A 16,063-nucleotide genomic window follows, 5' to 3' on the forward strand; every position below is an offset into this window, starting at 1 on the left:
TTGCCATAATCCTACCTCCCTGTTATTGAAACTTAAAATAATTTCTATTATATTGAACGACTTGGATATTTAATTTCTCTCAGCCTCAATATGATATGTAATTACTATTTTTATTTGTAAATCATAGTACTAACATCATCAAATCTTAATACTCATCAATAACTGCTCTCTATTAGGCTGAATCATTGTATATTTCTCCTTAAATGAGGTAATTGCACCATACATTTTCTCAGTTAAATTTTCTGGGATTTCGTCCTTTCCCCTGGTTTTTTGCTCCTCAATGTAAGCCGATGCCAAAGTTGACCTTGTGGTAATTTTTGAAATTTTATTCATTTCTTCACCAATAATTCCACGGGCATGCTGATTGGTTGTCTCCATTGTCACAAAGTCATCCACTGTTTTTTTATATGCAGCATCTAAATTGCTTAACTCTTCATCCTTTGTAAGCTTACGAGGTCCATTTTCATCAGCTACATATATTTCTCTGGTTCCATTTTCATAGCCCTTCACAATTTCATCATATAATTCTGCGTATGCTTTAACATAATTATTTGCCTTGTCAGTAATATTTAAGGCACTTTTTCCTGTATCAACATTTTGATTCTGCTGTGCTGCCTTCTTTTGAATTTCATAACTATAATCAATATCACTGATTTTTTTACTCGCTAACAGTTCCTTTCTTTGAACCACATCATCATATTTTTCCTGTCCACTCTGCTGTATACGATTACGATAATACTCCAATCCCTCATTAGAAATCGAAAGCTTCACTGATTGCCCCACTGTATGTTTTTCGTTTGTCTGACTATTTCCTTTCTGTACTTTATCAGTATTTTTTTCCATTATTGAATTCGTATTATTCATGTAATTAAATATTTTCATATTGTCACCTCTTTCAATTATTCAAATATCCCTGATCCAGTTCTTCTTTCGACCAGACTCTTTCATACGTTCCACCAATTTCGTCAAAAACCTTTTGCCATGTAGAAAATTTATGGATTTCCTCCATGCTATCCTTGTTATTCTGAAGCCATTCATACAGCTTTTCATACATAGAACCAGAAAACCGGACACTCCAATTGTTTTTATAATTTTCATTGTCACTGTATGACATTCCATCAGCTCCTATGGATATAATTCCCTGATCTGTCCGTTTTGCCATTCCTCTAATCTCTAAATCAGCCCAGATAAAACCTTCTTCCCGACTCTCAATTAAATTAGGGTATTTGTCAAAATACATCTCCGCTAATTCTTCATCCCTCTTCCGATCCGCTTCATTTTGCAGAAGAACCTTGCCACCTCTGCCTTCCTCACCGTCTTTTACTAAATACTGGATGCCGGTACCTGAATGTGTATTTAATGTAAATCCCTGCAAAGTCTCCACATCCAGCGAATCTTTATCCATTACATTCTGCAATGCATCTTTTAATTCATCATCTAATACCAGGGCATCGTAACTCATCGTTCCATGCTCAGAAATCAAAAACTGCTTTCCTGTTGTTTCATCCTGTCTTATTTTTATATCAGAATAGGAAAATGCCCCCAAACGCTCCCCGTCTTTATTGTATATATCAAAACATTCAGCTTCATTATCGGGTACGATTCTATAATTTTCGGATTCGTACTCTGAATATTCCTGTTTCAAAGTATTTATCGTTTTTCCTGACAGTGCCAGATAAGAATCCATCACTGTACTTTTCTTAGCACGATTGATATCCGCTCTACTGCTAATATCCTCCTTATCCACCGTCTGAGCCAAAGTGTCAGCCCACTTATTCTGGTTCCGATTTGGTTTTAGGTTGTTATAACCTGTTGAATAACGGCTCTCCGCTCCTATACTTCCAATCATTTTTTAAATTCCTCCCGGCATTTTATTCTCTTATTTTAGATGCCAGTACGGTATAAAATTCTTTTTCCTGCTGCAGATATGCTGCCCTTTCCTCTGTAACTGCTGCCAACGGATTTTCTATTCTCTCCAATACTTTGTCGATAGCTGCTAAACAACTTTCTTTCGTTTCACCAAAAATATTGTCATCACCACCTGTCAGAAAATCCTGCTCTACAGATAACTGCGTTAATGTACTGGTTACATCCGTCTGAAATGGATTAAAACCAGTTTCTTCCAATGTTTCCTGCCACGCCGCCTTTACACTCTCCGGCACTGTCTGAAGGTAATAATCACTAATATATGCAATCTGCTTTTTGGTCTTTTCATCTGCAAACTGGTAGGTTCTGTTATTCGCTTTTAACTGTTCATATGCCGCCTGCGCATCACTGTTCGCTTCTGACTCATACCAACCATCTTTATTTTTGCTATATTTCATACCATTGACCGTAAAATCTTTGGAAGTGTCTACACCCAGATAAGACATAACATCCGTAATTCCCTCTGTATACCGGGCATATTCCTCCTTTGAATGTGCTACAGTAGTCATTGTCCCACCTGCATTTCGCAGCATGGATGCCAATGCATCTGCCATTCTCTGTGCTTTTACATATGATTGTGTATCATACGGATTATCTCCACCAGAAACCTCTACTCCATGCGCCGTAACCGTAAGCACATGACCTCCATTAACACGGATTCTTTGCCCTTCCGCAATATTAACAGAATTATTCTGTCTGCTAAGTGACGAACTCTTCGCCAATTTTATAGGTGTTTTTAACACTTGAACCAAATCTTCTACCGGATTTAGTAAGTGCTGCGACATCGCCTCATTATAGGTTTCCTTATCTTTAATAGCTGTATTTTTGTAATTAGATGTAAGTCCTCTTGTATTAGGATTAATATAACTTGATATTGACTGCATTGTCTCAATCTCCTTCGTTTATTCTAAATTCTCTTTTCCTTCTATGTCCAAATAACTAAGCCTTATTTATACTTACTATTTGCATTTGGCAAATTAAGATATGTATCCATACTTTTCGTCCAAAGCAACGATAAGTCAAACCTTCCCAATTTGTTTAAATCTTCTATGCTTTTTTTGAACATTGAGATAAAATCTCTTCTGTCGTTAAGTCCCATATTACCAGCTTCAAGCGGCAAAGATGTGAAACCTCCCTGCTTCTCCACTTTGTAATGTGCCTCCAATGCACGCATTTCGACTACTGTAGCACTTGATGGATTAACGTCATTGATATATATTCTTTGTTCAAACTCTTTTCCATTTTCATCCACACCTTTCGCTAACACCACCGGATTTTCATCCGTTGAATCATCCGCATATTTAAGACAATAAGAAAGACCGGTGCCATTACCTCCTGTCCACAACATATTATCTGTTGTGAATATCTGATATACCTTCGGTGTTTCTGCCGTATAAAATGTCTTTTCCCCAGATGCAGGCGTTTTCATATTATTGCCTTTTTGTTGGCGGTACATTGAAGATACCGTATTTAGACCAGAACCAATGTGCATACTTCTGTTCCTCCAATCATTTTATCTGAATTGTAAATGTACTGCTTGTATTCCACCATCGTCATATCTTTAGCAGACACAGAACCTATTTTTGAATTGCCCACTATACTTCCACTAGCTTCGCTCTTTTCTCTTACACTATCCGCAAACCTTGTATCTTCCTTCTCCTGATCTTTAGCCGCATTTTTCTGCTGGTACTGATTGTAAGCCCGTGTCATATAGTTCACATTAATTGTATTACTCATAGTAACCTCCTTTGCTTTCTTTATCGGATAAAATAACCTGTTCTCCTAGTCCCATATCATCAAACGACCATATTACGCACACAAAGACCATATTTTTACAAGATGACCACTGCCTTAGTAGAAGCTCTGTATCTCAAACTCTTTGAAATACAATGCTTCCCTGCATTTTCTATATCGGCATGTTGATATTATTACTTTACTATCCTGCACACTCTCTGAGAGTGACTGTATCTATCAAAAAAGAAGCCAGCAGTTTATTCACGCACTGCTGACTTCTTATAATACTACTCATTTTATTTACTTCGCTGCGTCTCAGACAATTTTTTTATTTTTAAACATAACCTCTGTTTTCCCGCCATCCCTTTACATACCACCTGATTCCAACATATACCAGTTGCACGAATAATAAGAGAAATAGCAGATTGATTGGCAATACTTCCTTTATCCAATCCCCAAAGTAGATAGCTATTGCCATACTTACAAGTATCACCATTATGGTAATCATATCCCAACAGTATTTCTTATATAGCCCTGCAATCTTTATTTCGATGAATGCCAAAAGTATTCCCACACCCACCAGACATCCACCGCAAATCAATATTCTTATCAGCCAGTTTATAATTCCAGCAACGACAGGATTGGATATTCCATCACTAATCTGTGCCACGTTCTTTCCTGCCAGTACAACCCAGCCAGCAATGGTCTGTGTGAAAGTTGCGATTGTATCAAAGAATACCACGCAATCAGAAATAAATATTTTTGACCGTATCATCTGAAAAAGAGTAGTTGATACGGAATACCATATCAGCAGAAACATCAATGCTTCATACATGGCTGTTTTTGTTTTATATCTGCCTGCCAGTTTTTCCCTCTGCATATCATACTTTTCCTTAGCTTTCAGATAAGCTGTCTGTTTACAATTCCCGCACTTTTGATAGAGTACCGGCTTTTCAACCGGTATCTCTACTTTTTTCTGATGGGAGAGTGCATAATCCCGTTCCTGTTCTGCCTGTCTCTGCTTATCTCGACATTCCTCTATCATGGCTTGGACGGTGTGTGTTTTCTCTTTCTCGCTCTGCAACAATTCTTTTGTTTTCCTCAAGTCGTTCTTTAAGGCTTGAATGTTCTCTGTTTTGTTCTCGCTGTTTAACTTCTCGTTCAAGGTCAGCGATTCGTCGAGCTGCACTTTCAGTTCCCTGATAGTCCGGTCTTTCTGGTCGAGTTCTTCCTGCATCTGCTCTGTCAGCAGAAGCAACTCTTCCAGTTGATCGTCGCTCTTTGAGTTTCTTAATTCGTTCATCAATCAACCTTCCTTTCTCTAATTGCTGTTCAAGTTCAGTAATTCGCTGTTCTGTTTCTGCAATAGCCGGTTCTCGCTGTTTAATTTCTGTGCCAATTCCTGCCATTGCTGATTTTCGTCTGTGAGTTTCTGTATCTGGTCTGTCTTTTCTTCCAGAAGCATCAACAGTTCTTCTGTATCCGGTAAGATTTGTAGCAGCTCTGACAATTCTTTCTCTAATTGCTGCAATCGTTCTTCCTGCTCCTGAAAGCACATCAGCTTCTCGTCCTTTTCCTGTATCTCCTGAAGCATCTCTGCCATGATATTCTGCTGTTCCTCTATCTGTGTAATCATTGCTTCCATCATGGGAATTACTTCTTTGCTTTCTTCTAATGTCATTCAACCACTCCCTCCACATCGACAATGCACCGGATACCTTACCAAAGGTTGCAATTACCTTTTGCAGCAGTGCATTTTGTTTTTTTATCATCTGGTTTTCCTCGACCTTCCATGAACCTTTCCTTATCTGCCCGGTGAGATATTTTTCCTCAATCTTCCTTGCATCTGCACCCTCATGAATCGTAGGGACTTTCAATTTGCCCTGTCTTTCATAAGAGCGGTGGTCAATCAGATTGTCTATGGATAAATGCCGGTTACACATCTTTGCCCATTCGCTTCGCCATAACTCACAATTCTTTGGATTGTTCCAGCCGGTAGCGTCAGTCAGAACCCTTTTCCATTGTTTTCTGTTTCTTGCCCCGACTTTCTGTACTCCGTTTTCATCAAGTACCGGAATACGGATTCCATGACGGTCTGGATTTTTCTTATCCTGCCACCAGTCCGGGTGGGATTCATCAACCACGATATTTCCGTCAGTATCTCTGACAAAATCCCAGTCCTTGACTTCCTTGCTGCCCCATGAGTGGTCTGGATTGAATGGTCGCATGGTTACAAGTAAATGCACATGTGGGTTCCCGTCGCCCTTATCGTGTATGCTCCAGTCGGCACACATTCCCTCGTCCACGAAAGTCTTTTGAATATATTCGGTTGTATAATCAATCTGTTCCTGTCTGCTCCATTCTTTCGGCAGGGAAAATTCAAATGAGCGTCCAAGCTGTGCATCTGCATTTTTTTCTATCTTCAATACCTCATTCCATAGACGCTGTTTCTGAAATGTGATTTTAAACTTTTCCAGTGCGGCATCTTTATCATCCGCTCTTTTATAACGGATAGACTGTTGAAACCTTTTTATATTTTCTTCCGGTACATGCAGCCATTCAGGAGGTGCATTTTCGCACATCATCAGACTGGTGTAGACGACTTCCTTTTTGGAAGTATAGTAACTGATTCTGCCTGTTTCCTCATTCTTCATCACATCTCCATTAAGATATGCCGATGCGGATATGACAGATTTTCCTTTACTGCGCCCGACAATCTTTACTGTAAAGTGAAATATCGCCATGATACGATTCCCCCTTTCTGCCGTATCCGGCATTGATTTCCGACAGCATCTTCTTCTGGTTTGGCAGAAGTGAAGCTGTCGGAACGCCCTCTGCGCAAGAGTGCCCCCTGCGGCATGAGCAGGTCTGGCTGAAAGCCCCGCCGACGGAACGAGCCCGGCAAGCGTAAGCGCAGACCGGTTGCCACTTGTGGCAAACTTATAAGGACGACCTCTGGTTGTCCATAAGTGCGCCCTTCATTCAAAGGCAATGAAGGGAATGGAAAAACCACTCCCTCCGCCATTACACTTCCTCCATATCTGTAAGTGGCTCTTTCTGCATCGCCTTTGAGAAAAACTTTCCGTTTGTTTCCTGCCTTTTTAAGAAGCCTATCAACTTTGGTAAATCTTCCTCCTCAATCGGACAGCCAAGAACCGATTCCACCGCACCGCCAATCTGACAGAGCCTGTGGGTTCGTTTTTTACTTTCCTCGGCTTTCTTTCTCTTTTCCAGTTCCTTTCGCTGTGCAATGAGCTTTTTGGTAGCTTCGATGCTTTCCTGTTCCTTTTTCTCTAATGCACGTATTCTTTCTTCATAAGTCTTTGTTGATTTCGCCATATCGTCTTCATCCTTTCTCTTATAATCAAATCTTGCTCTGCTAAGATTTGGCACACGATTCTGGTCAGCTCTGTTGACATAATTCCAATCAGAATCGTGGTGCATCCTTGCGGAGCATTATCTTGTCGATGTTTTTCCGACAAGATAAACATTAGTTCCCGGTTGCATATCAGGAGAAGCACATGGTATAATCCTCTTGCGTGTAGGTATATCATGGCTTCGGTCTGATAGAACCTTTGGCGGTTTCGTAGGAAGCCGCCTTTTTAAGTTGCCACATTTCTTGTGACAGTTTTTACATTTCCTTTATCCCTCAGATCTCGCCCCTCGTTGGCTTCCATGAACTTTTCCAGAATGTCAGTTTTAATAAGGACTTTTCTTCCGACTTTTAATACCGGAAGTTTCTTCCATTCAACCAGCTTTCTCAAAGTGTTTCTGCCAATTCCTGTATAGTCGGCTGCTTCCTCGATGGATAATGCAATCTTTCTTTCCGTCATCTTGTCACCTCCTTATGAATTGCATTATGCAATTTTTGTTGTGCTGTTAGTATAGCGGTTTTATATTGTGTTGTCAAGCGTTATGAAATTTTAAAAATAATTATTATATTGCATATTGCAATTATGTGAGGTACATGCTATAATTCATACATACCGAAAAAGGAGGCAATCAGCATGAAAGATAAAGAACTACGCAAGCTGATTGGCAGCAGGGCAAAACAGCGTCGTCTGGAATTAAATCTGACACAGCCTTATGTTGCAGAGAAGATGGGAGTTACCGCTTCCACAATCCTGCGTTATGAGAATGGTTCGATTGACAATACCAAAAAGATGGTGCTGGAAGGTCTTTCGGAAGCACTTCATGTATCTATTGAATGGCTCAGAGGGGAAACCGATGAATACGAAACCGATATTACGGATAAGAAAGAATTACAGATTCGTGATGCAATGGGCGATATTCTCAAACAGTTACCTCTCGACCTTAGTAAAAAGGAAGATGCTTTTTCCAAAGATTTACTGCTGTTGATGTTAAAGCAATATAACCTGTTTCTGGAATCATTCCAGTTTGCCTGCAAGAATTACAAGGGCAACACGAATGAAGCTGATATTGCAAAAGTAATGGGGTTTGAATCGAATGATGAATATAACGAGATTATGTTTCTCCGGGAGATCACCCACACTGTTAATGCCTTTAACGACATGGCAGATATCGTAAGGCTTTATTCCAAGAAACCGGAAATGGCAGAACAAAGGCTTGAAAATCTTTTATCAGAAGTTTTGTATGAGGATTCCGATTCGGTATAGAACGACAACCGGAGTTATGATATACTTACACGCAAGAAGCATTTCATCAGTTCCGATTGTCTGATATCGAAAGGAGACACACGATTATGGCAAAAGGATCTGTAAGAAAAAAAGGAAAGAAATGGTACTACCGCTTCTATGTAGAAGATGCAAGCGGCAATCTGGTTCAGAAAGAATACGCTGGAACAGAAAGTAAAAGTGAAACGGAAAAACTGCTCCGTCAGGCAATGGATGATTACGAAAGCAAGAAATTTGTCGCAAAGACAGATAATCTTACTGTAGGAGAACTTCTTGATATGTGGGCGGAAGAAGAACTGAAAGTCGGAACACTCAGCAATGGTACAGTGGAAAATTATCTTGGTGCAATCCGTTGTATCAAGAAACATCCGATTGCAGAACGCAAATTAAAAACCGTTACTGCTGAACATTTACAGGCATTTCTCGATCTGCTTACATTCGGTGGGGAATTTCCAGATGGAAAAGTGAGAAAAGGATACAGTAAAGATTACATCCATTCCTTTTCAGCAGTATTACAACAGGCTTTCCGGTTTGCAGTATTTCCAAAACAGTTGATTACTTTTAATCCTATGCAGTATATTAAGCTGAAAAAACAGGCAGAGGATGTGGATTTATTCTCAGATGATGAGGTAGAAGAAGGCATACAGCCTATTTCCCATGAAGATTATGAGAGACTGATAGAATACCTCAAAGTAAAGAATCCACCTGCAATCCTGCCAATCCAGATCGCATACTATGCGGGACTTCGTATCGGTGAAGTTTGCGGATTGACATGGCAGGACATCAATCTTGAAGAACAATGCCTGACCATTAAAAGAAGTATCCGCTATGATGGCACAAAACATAAAAACATCATCGGACCGACCAAGCGAAAGAAAGTAAGGATTGTTGATTTTGGCGATACTCTGACTGAAATACTGAAAACCGCCAGAAAAAAACAGCTTAAAAGCCGGATGCAGTATGGTGAACTTTACCACCGCAATTTCTACAAGGAAGCACAGGACAAAAACAGAGTGTATTATGAATATTATCATCTGGACGGAACCGAAGAAATCCCGGTAGATTACAAGGAAATCTCCTTTGTCTGCCTGAGACCGGACGGATGTCTGGAACTGCCAAGCACACTCAGCATTGCCTGCCGATCAGTTGCAAAAAGGCTGGACGGATTTGAGAATTTCCATTTCCACCAGTTGCGACACACCTACACAAGCAACCTCCTCTCAAACGGAGCTGCCCCAAAAGATGTGCAGGAACTGTTAGGGCACTCTGATGTCAGTACCACAATGAATGTCTACGCCCACTCTACAAGAAAGGCAAAGCGGAACTCCGCCAGACTTCTTGATAAAGTGGCAGGCAACGACTAAATAAAAAATTCCCTTATTTCCCTTGCTGATTCCGCATAAGGTCAAAAATAAGGGAAAATACATATCATTTCACTATTTAAGGGGCTGGAAAGCCCGTAAAATAAGGAAAGTTCAAGAAATCTCTCCACAAATTCCGATTTGTTTATTGCCCTTTTATAACGGTTGCATCATTTCAAGGATGATGCCATCATAGACACGTCCTTTAAAAGGTTTCAGTACCTCAACCAGCGTCCTTACAACACAGGATGGAGTGAAGAATTCTCCACCACGTTTACCTTCCTGCTCCGCAAACATAGAAAGACAATATTCATATGTACGTCCAAGTATATCCTTTTCATCTCCATGCTCAATCATCTGGATATTTGTGAAGAGGTCAACAACATCCCCCAATCTACGTTTATCCAACTTGGGGCGTGCAAAATTCTTAGGTAATATATCTTTCAGACGTTTATTTTCCTTTTCTATCGCACGCATAGCATTATCAATCACTGTTCCAATTTCTGGTGTATGTGCCTGTCGCGCAATTTCACTCCATCTTGCATCAGCAGGAACGAAGAAGATACCTTCAGATGTATACTCATCAATATCCTCTTCAAATCCATCCCCTTCTGCAAGCAATGCTTTATATTTTTCATCAAATCGATTGGAAATATATTTTAAGAAAATAAGACCTAATACTACACTTTTATATTCAGATGCGTCCAGATTTCCCATTAATACACATGCCGCATTCCAAATCTGCTTTTCAAATCCAATATCCGCAGTGTTTTTATCTGCCATTTTATCTGCCTCCCCATCCTTTTATTCACTCAAGAAATTATGTTAATTATACCCAATGAATTGTCGAAATACAATATTTTTGTATTATTACAGATTTTTACGGGGAATTATTTGTATTTACTCATTTCCAATTAGAAAACGCACTCTCATAATTGCTCAGATATGTATACGGAATCTGGATTTCATCATCCGTCTGTGTATAATCAGAGGAAGAAATCGGAATCGGATTGCAACCACCACCGCTTTCGCCGATCTGGTCAATCGCAAACTGGCTTCCCTCCGGTGCATCAATCACCCACTCTACCGGCATACCTGCCTGCACCGTAGAAAGTGTGTAGCTTTTGTTAATTATTTTCTGTGCAAAAATGCGACTTTACACATGCTTTCAAATTCGCATACGCATGTCTTTTCTCCATTGCAAGCCGCTTTTCTTCCTCCGTGCTGGCAGCGCTTGCCGCATAGCACCCGGCAAATACACCACTGTCGATACACACTTGTACATCTGCACCGAAGCACCCGGCAAATGCATAGACAGGCACTTCATACGACTTCGCAATCCGCGCTACGCCGATCGGTGTCTTCCCCATCAGCGTCTGCGCATCGAATCTTCCCTCTCCGGTGATAACTGCGTCTGCTGTTTGAATTGCCTGCGCGATCTGTATCTCATCTAATACGATGTCAATACCCGGCTTTAAGGCTGCATGTAAGAACATCAGACACGCATACCCTAGACCTCCAGCCGCACCGGCACCGGGTGTCATGCGGTTTTTGTCGTAACTCTGCCTGTCGTTTTTTTCAACATTCCTGTCTGCTTCATCATAACCGGTCAGCTGATTTTCCATCAAAGCAGGATTTTTCCGGTACGTATTTTCCACAATATCGGCATACCGGTTCATCGCCACATCCATCGCCTGTACCATCTTCGCATCCGCACCCTTTTGTGGCGCGAAGACGGCACTGCATCCCTGTGCACCGACCAGCGGATTCGTCACATCGCACGCAATCTGGAATGTACACGAAGCAAGCTCCGGCATTACTTTCTCTGTTGTAATCGACCGCACCTGCGCCAGCCCTTCCGCGCCATAGCCAACTTCTCTTCCTGCTTCGTCCATAAAATGAAATCCAAGTGCCTGCAACATTCCGATTCCTGCGTCATTTGTCGCACTTCCGCCGATTCCAAGGATGAATTTCTGACAGCCACATGTAATGGCATCACGTATCATCTCGCCAACTCCATAGGTCGTTGTATGCATCGGATTTCTTCTTTCTTCCGGTACAAGCGGTAACCCGGCTGCCTGCGCCATCTCCAAAACTGCCGTCTTTTCTCCTGCCTGCTCGTAGATTGTGTATCTCGCCGAAACTTCCGTTCCGACCGGTCCGGTCACAGGGATTGTCCGTGTCTGCACATGCTCCTTTCCGAAGGTAAGTGCTTCCACCGTGCCTTCGCCGCCATCGGCAACCGGAAAGATCTGCACATCAACGTCCGGGTACCGCTCTAAGATTCCGTCTCTGACTGCATTTCCTGCCTCCAATGACGTAAGACTTCCCTTGAACGAATCCATCGCCACGACGATTTTTTTCTGACTATTACTTTTATTAAAATGATTCACCATGTTTATTTTTCCCTCTATCAACTGCAATTACATACTTCACATTTTATCACATATCTGCTATGATGAACTACAGAATTATTGGATGTATTTGTAAGAATGGATGGGACTTATATGAACTGTCAAAAATCATATCGCAGATTGCTTAATTTCATTATTTCCATCGTAATTCTGTTTTCTGGTCTGTACTTTAACCATACGGAAGCAGATGCTTTTTTTGATGCGGCAAAACCTGCCGCCCAGTCGACGGTCAGCAGTGTCGAGCTTCCAATCTCTGCAAATACACAGATCAATACAAGCGAGCTTCTCCTTGCTTCGAGAACCTCCTATATAAAAGAAGTAAAACAGGGACCTGCACAGGCGGAAACATCTGTCCGTTTTATTGCAGCACTTCCAGATACACGAGAGCTTTCTTCCTCCCGGTATGCTATTTTTTCAGAACCAATTCTGTCGAAAACAATTATCAGTCAACAGAAGATCCTATGCTATATCCATGCACAGGACGGGCAAAAATCCAACTATTTTTCAGTTTAATCACGACTAAACATGAGACTATGGATGCACATAGTTTTCTTTGCATACTTAAAAATTGAAAAATGGAGGACTTAATCTATGTTTATGAATATTCTTGTTGGTATTATGGCTGCAATTGCAATTCTCGCCGGAGTCTGGGGCTTCTGGGTAGATCACAGAAAGGATAAGGATCTACCGAATGAAACATCTGCTGCAGGCAACGCAGATACAAGCAGCAAAAACTAAACAAAGTAACACGAAATGCCGGGACAGACAGCCCGGCATTTTCTTCTATCTATATGATCTATATGAACTTAAGCGTCTTTTCCCCAGACTTCCTCAGCCACTTCTTTTACAAGCTTCAGCTTTGCCCACTGCTCCTCCTCTGTCAGTTTGTTGCCGATCTCGCAGGATGCAAATCCGCACTGTGGGCTTAAATACAGGCGATCTAGCGGAATGTATTTTTCTGCCTCATGGATTCTGGCAATGACCTGATCCTTATTCTCAAGCACTGGAGACTTTGTTGTGATCAAACCAAGTACAACCTTCTTATCGCCGCTTACCTTCACAAGTGGTGCAAATCCACCAGAACGCTCATCATCAAACTCCAGATAGTAAGCATTTACATTCTCTTCTCCAAACAGGATGTCTGCCACTGGATCATACGCGCCACTGTTTGCATATGTGGAATGGAAATTACCACGGCATACATGTGTATTGATCACCATATCCTTCGGTGCATTTGCGATAACCAGATTATTGATATCCTTGTGGTTTTTCTGAATCTCCTTCAGTCCCTCTGCAGTCGTTCCATATGCCAGATGTCCCATCTTATCTGCCATCATGCCCCATGTACAATCATCAAACTGTACATTCCGGCAACCTGCGTCATACAGATCCTGAAGTACCTTTCCGTATGCATTTGCAATGTCTGTTACAAGATCCTCTGTATTTACATAATACTTCTCTGTCTCCACACGGTTAAACGGCATTGTAAACTGTGCCAGAAACTGTGCCGGTGATGGCATTGTCTGCTTTGCAACGGTATTTTCATCTTCAAACTGCTTTACAAATGTGAAATGCTCAACAAACGGATGCCTGCCGGACAATCCAACCTTGCCTACCAGATATGTATCATCGACCATTGCGGCCTCTCCATGGAATGGAAGTCCTGTTTTGGTCGGTGTATGACCGATGCCATCAAAGCCCCACATAAAATCCAGATGCCATGTTGCACGACGGAACTCTCCATCTGTAATTACATGATATCCAAGTGCCTTTACCTTCTGAACAAGTTCTGTGATTGCTGCTTCCTCAACAACCTTTAACTCCTCATATCCAATCTTACCTTCATCAAACTGGCATCTTGCTTTCTTAAGCGCCTCCGGTCTCAAAAAGCTTCCTACATAATCATAACGAAATGGTGTCTTTCCTATACTCATTTTATTTCCTCCGTGTTCTGTGATTTGCTCACATTATAATCGGACAAAATGGGTTTGTATAATATCTATTTTTTTGTGTTTGATATAGTTTGAAGCTATTTCAACTATTCTAGGATAAGTATTTCTTTATTGCAGTCAGATACGTCTGAGCCAGATGACTCAGCATTTCTTTCTTGTGCGTGATATAGCCGATCCGCATATCACCTTCATCCGCAAGTGGCACGGAAATGATATCTTTGCCATTTAATTTCTTATCGATCACACCGCTGCATACAGTGTAACCATTCAAGCCAATCAGAAGATTGAACAAGGTTGCCCGGTCACGCACACGGATATTCTTTTTCCGTTCCGTCTCAGAGAAGATCTCCTCAGAGAAATAAAACGAATTATGCTCACCCTGCTCAAATGACAGATACGGATAGCTTTGCAGTTCTTCGTTCGTGATGACTTTATTTTCCGCAAGCGGATGCTTCCGGCTGATAAAAACATGCGGTTTTGCCACAAAGAGCTGATGAAACTCCAGATCGTAGGACTTCAGGATCTTCGTGAGCACAACCTCATTGAAATCATTGAAAAACAGGATTCCGATCTCACTCCGCATACGCGCCACATCCTCGATAATCTCATACGTCTGTGTCTCCCGGATGCTGAAATCATATTCATCCTGTCCATATTCCTTGATCAGATCAACAAATGCATTAACCGCAAAGGAATAATGCTGCGTGGAGATACAAAACTGCTTCTTTCCACCTGTGCCGTTCTTATATTTATCCTCCAGAATATCTGCCTGCTCCAGCACCTGTCGTGCATATCCAAGGAAATCCTCCCCCTCCTTGGATAAGGTGATGCCTTTGTTCGTCCGGTTGAAGATCACAATATTCATTTCCTTTTCCAGATCATGAATCGCATTCGTCAGGCTTGGCTGCGTGATATACAGCTTCTTCGCTGCTTCTGTGATTGTTCCGGTCTGTGCAACCATCGTTGCATATCTTAGCTGTTGTAGTGTCATCGTTTACTCCCCTTTCTCTTCCTCCACTGTCTGCAATATCATGTTCTTAAGCTGTCTTGCGGCAGCGCTGAGTGGATGTTGGTTATCAAACACCATACAGATATCCCGTTTCGGAATTTCTTCTTTTAACGGAATCTGCACGATTTCTCTTTTCATTATAGCTTCTCTTGCCATCGATTTAGGAACGAAGGCAAGTCCTAGCTCATGCCGTACCAGTGGCAGGATCTGATCGGTCGTTGCAACCTCCGTATCCGGGGACAGTTCCAGTCCATATGATAAAAACAATTGATTGTAAAATTGAAATGTCATCGTCTCACGTCCAAGGCATATCAGCGGATAATTTTTTAATTCCCACAGCGATATTTCCTGACTTCCAAGCGCCATGAACGTTCTTCCTCCGACTAATACCTCCTGAAAAGACTCCAATACAATTTCCTTGAGCGGGGCTTCCACCGCCGCTGGGGTTGACACGACCGCAAAATCAATCATTCCACTTTTCACTGCCTCGATTGCCTGTGGAGTTGAGTGATTATAGATTTTCAGACGTATACCCGGATATTTCATATGAAACTCTTTCAGCTTATCCAGCAGATAGATATTCAAGGCGGTTTCACTCGCACCGATTGCAATACTTCCATGTGTCAGTCCCGTACTGTCGGTCAGCTCCTCCTCTGCCGCCCATAACTGCAGCATTGCCGCAGATACATGCGTATACAGACGCTGTCCCTCCGGCGTCAACTGCACACCACGGTTCGTTCTCACAAACAGTGTACTATGAATCTGCTGTTCTAAGCTATTCATCGCACGTGTAATATTCGGCTGGCTGTTTCCCAATACACGGGCCGCTTTTGTAAAATTCTCATATTTTGCCACATAATAAAAGATTTTGTAATATTCAAAATTTACGTTCATGCCTCTCCTCATCCTGATATATCAAAGTAATATCTTTGATATATCAATTATACTTTTTACTTATTTCTGTATGCATAGTATAATCTGTCCGAAAAGAAAAAGCAAGAAGGGATGTGCA

19 protein-coding genes and 1 pseudogene are annotated in these 16,063 nt (G+C 41.5%); 4 read left to right on the top strand and 16 right to left on the bottom strand.

What is annotated here, in order from left to right; genetic code table 11:
- Positions 1–138: 138 nt before the first annotated feature.
- The 10 genes from AAAT93_RS02075 to AAAT93_RS02120 form a co-directional block, all read right to left on the bottom strand.
- A complete protein-coding gene (locus AAAT93_RS02075; RefSeq protein WP_012744369.1) occupies positions 139–882 on the bottom strand; it encodes a hypothetical protein in 744 nt (247 codons plus the stop codon).
- 13 nt (positions 883–895) lie between these two features.
- Positions 896–1,849, bottom strand: coding sequence for a hypothetical protein (locus AAAT93_RS02080; RefSeq protein ID WP_118098479.1), 954 nt, complete (start codon positions 1,847–1,849; stop codon positions 896–898).
- Positions 1,850–1,871: 22 nt separating this feature from the next.
- Positions 1,872–2,810 (bottom strand): hypothetical protein, encoded by a 939-nt coding sequence (locus tag AAAT93_RS02085; protein ID WP_008115713.1) that lies wholly within the window; start codon positions 2,808–2,810, stop codon positions 1,872–1,874.
- 62 nt (positions 2,811–2,872) lie between these two features.
- Positions 2,873–3,418: a hypothetical protein gene (locus tag AAAT93_RS02090; RefSeq protein WP_014080630.1), complete on the bottom strand. Its 546-nt coding sequence runs from the start codon at positions 3,416–3,418 to the stop codon at positions 2,873–2,875.
- On the bottom strand, positions 3,397–3,663 hold the full coding sequence (locus AAAT93_RS02095; RefSeq protein WP_014080631.1) for a hypothetical protein: 267 nt from the start codon (positions 3,661–3,663) through the stop codon (positions 3,397–3,399). The genes AAAT93_RS02090 and AAAT93_RS02095 overlap by 22 nt, the downstream gene beginning before the upstream one ends.
- Before the next feature lie 331 nt (positions 3,664–3,994).
- On the bottom strand, positions 3,995–4,705 hold the full coding sequence (locus tag AAAT93_RS02100; protein WP_014080632.1) for a DUF6040 family protein: 711 nt from the start codon (positions 4,703–4,705) through the stop codon (positions 3,995–3,997).
- The gene (locus AAAT93_RS02105) at positions 4,683–6,404 is read right to left on the bottom strand and encodes a MobA/MobL family protein (protein ID WP_008115703.1); all 1,722 of its coding nucleotides are present in this window, start codon (positions 6,402–6,404) and stop codon (positions 4,683–4,685) included. Before AAAT93_RS02105 ends, AAAT93_RS02100 begins: the two co-directional genes overlap by 23 nt.
- The gene (locus AAAT93_RS02110) at positions 6,380–6,685 is read right to left on the bottom strand and encodes a hypothetical protein (RefSeq protein ID WP_005345966.1); all 306 of its coding nucleotides are present in this window, start codon (positions 6,683–6,685) and stop codon (positions 6,380–6,382) included. Before AAAT93_RS02110 ends, AAAT93_RS02105 begins: the two co-directional genes overlap by 25 nt.
- A complete protein-coding gene (locus tag AAAT93_RS02115; RefSeq protein WP_014080633.1) occupies positions 6,685–6,999 on the bottom strand; it encodes a hypothetical protein in 315 nt (104 codons plus the stop codon). The genes AAAT93_RS02110 and AAAT93_RS02115 overlap by 1 nt, the downstream gene beginning before the upstream one ends.
- A 263-nt stretch (positions 7,000–7,262) precedes the next feature.
- Complete coding sequence (locus AAAT93_RS02120) at positions 7,263–7,493, bottom strand: helix-turn-helix domain-containing protein (RefSeq protein WP_008115699.1); 231 nt, start codon at positions 7,491–7,493, stop codon at positions 7,263–7,265.
- Positions 7,494–7,667: 174 nt separating this feature from the next.
- On the opposite strand from AAAT93_RS02120, the gene AAAT93_RS02125 reads away from it, so the two are divergent.
- Complete coding sequence (locus AAAT93_RS02125) at positions 7,668–8,297, top strand: helix-turn-helix domain-containing protein (RefSeq protein ID WP_003505395.1); 630 nt, start codon at positions 7,668–7,670, stop codon at positions 8,295–8,297.
- 86 nt (positions 8,298–8,383) lie between these two features.
- Entirely contained in the window at positions 8,384–9,679 is a 1,296-nt protein-coding gene (locus AAAT93_RS02130) for a tyrosine-type recombinase/integrase (protein ID WP_014080634.1), read from the top strand.
- A gap of 186 nt (positions 9,680–9,865) precedes the next feature.
- Here the strand turns inward: AAAT93_RS02130 and AAAT93_RS02135 are convergent.
- From AAAT93_RS02135 to AAAT93_RS02145, 3 genes and pseudogenes are all read right to left on the bottom strand, one after another.
- Positions 9,866–10,459, bottom strand: a pseudogene (locus tag AAAT93_RS02135) (type I restriction-modification system subunit M N-terminal domain-containing protein); the annotation flags it as partial.
- 121 nt (positions 10,460–10,580) lie between these two features.
- On the bottom strand, positions 10,581–10,781 hold the full coding sequence (locus tag AAAT93_RS02140; RefSeq protein WP_177980693.1) for a Fe-S-containing protein: 201 nt from the start codon (positions 10,779–10,781) through the stop codon (positions 10,581–10,583).
- A 22-nt stretch (positions 10,782–10,803) separates the two neighbouring features.
- Entirely contained in the window at positions 10,804–12,072 is a 1,269-nt protein-coding gene (locus AAAT93_RS02145) for a glycerate kinase family protein (RefSeq protein ID WP_227573522.1), read from the bottom strand.
- 111 nt (positions 12,073–12,183) lie between these two features.
- On the opposite strand from AAAT93_RS02145, the gene AAAT93_RS02150 reads away from it, so the two are divergent.
- Both AAAT93_RS02150 and AAAT93_RS02155 read left to right on the top strand, forming a co-directional pair.
- Entirely contained in the window at positions 12,184–12,603 is a 420-nt protein-coding gene (locus AAAT93_RS02150; protein WP_227573521.1) for a hypothetical protein, read from the top strand.
- A gap of 78 nt (positions 12,604–12,681) precedes the next feature.
- The gene (locus AAAT93_RS02155) at positions 12,682–12,828 is read left to right on the top strand and encodes a hypothetical protein (RefSeq protein ID WP_227573520.1); all 147 of its coding nucleotides are present in this window, start codon (positions 12,682–12,684) and stop codon (positions 12,826–12,828) included.
- 68 nt (positions 12,829–12,896) lie between these two features.
- Here the strand turns inward: AAAT93_RS02155 and AAAT93_RS02160 are convergent, their stop codons facing one another.
- The 3 genes from AAAT93_RS02160 to AAAT93_RS02170 form a co-directional block, all read right to left on the bottom strand.
- The gene (locus AAAT93_RS02160) at positions 12,897–14,024 is read right to left on the bottom strand and encodes a 5-methyltetrahydropteroyltriglutamate--homocysteine S-methyltransferase (RefSeq protein WP_227573519.1); all 1,128 of its coding nucleotides are present in this window, start codon (positions 14,022–14,024) and stop codon (positions 12,897–12,899) included.
- 109 nt (positions 14,025–14,133) lie between these two features.
- Complete coding sequence (locus tag AAAT93_RS02165; RefSeq protein ID WP_227573518.1) at positions 14,134–15,033, bottom strand: LysR family transcriptional regulator; 900 nt, start codon at positions 15,031–15,033, stop codon at positions 14,134–14,136.
- A 3-nt stretch (positions 15,034–15,036) separates the two neighbouring features.
- Positions 15,037–15,945 carry a LysR family transcriptional regulator gene (locus tag AAAT93_RS02170; protein WP_227573517.1) on the bottom strand — a complete coding sequence of 303 codons (909 nt, stop codon included), beginning with the start codon at positions 15,943–15,945 and terminating at the stop codon, positions 15,037–15,039.
- Positions 15,946–16,063 lie beyond the last annotated feature (118 nt).

Origin of the sequence: Coprococcus hominis (ex Arizal et al. 2022) (assembly GCF_040094675.1) — a bacterium.
GTDB lineage: Bacteria > Bacillota > Clostridia > Lachnospirales > Lachnospiraceae > Coprococcus_C > Coprococcus_C hominis.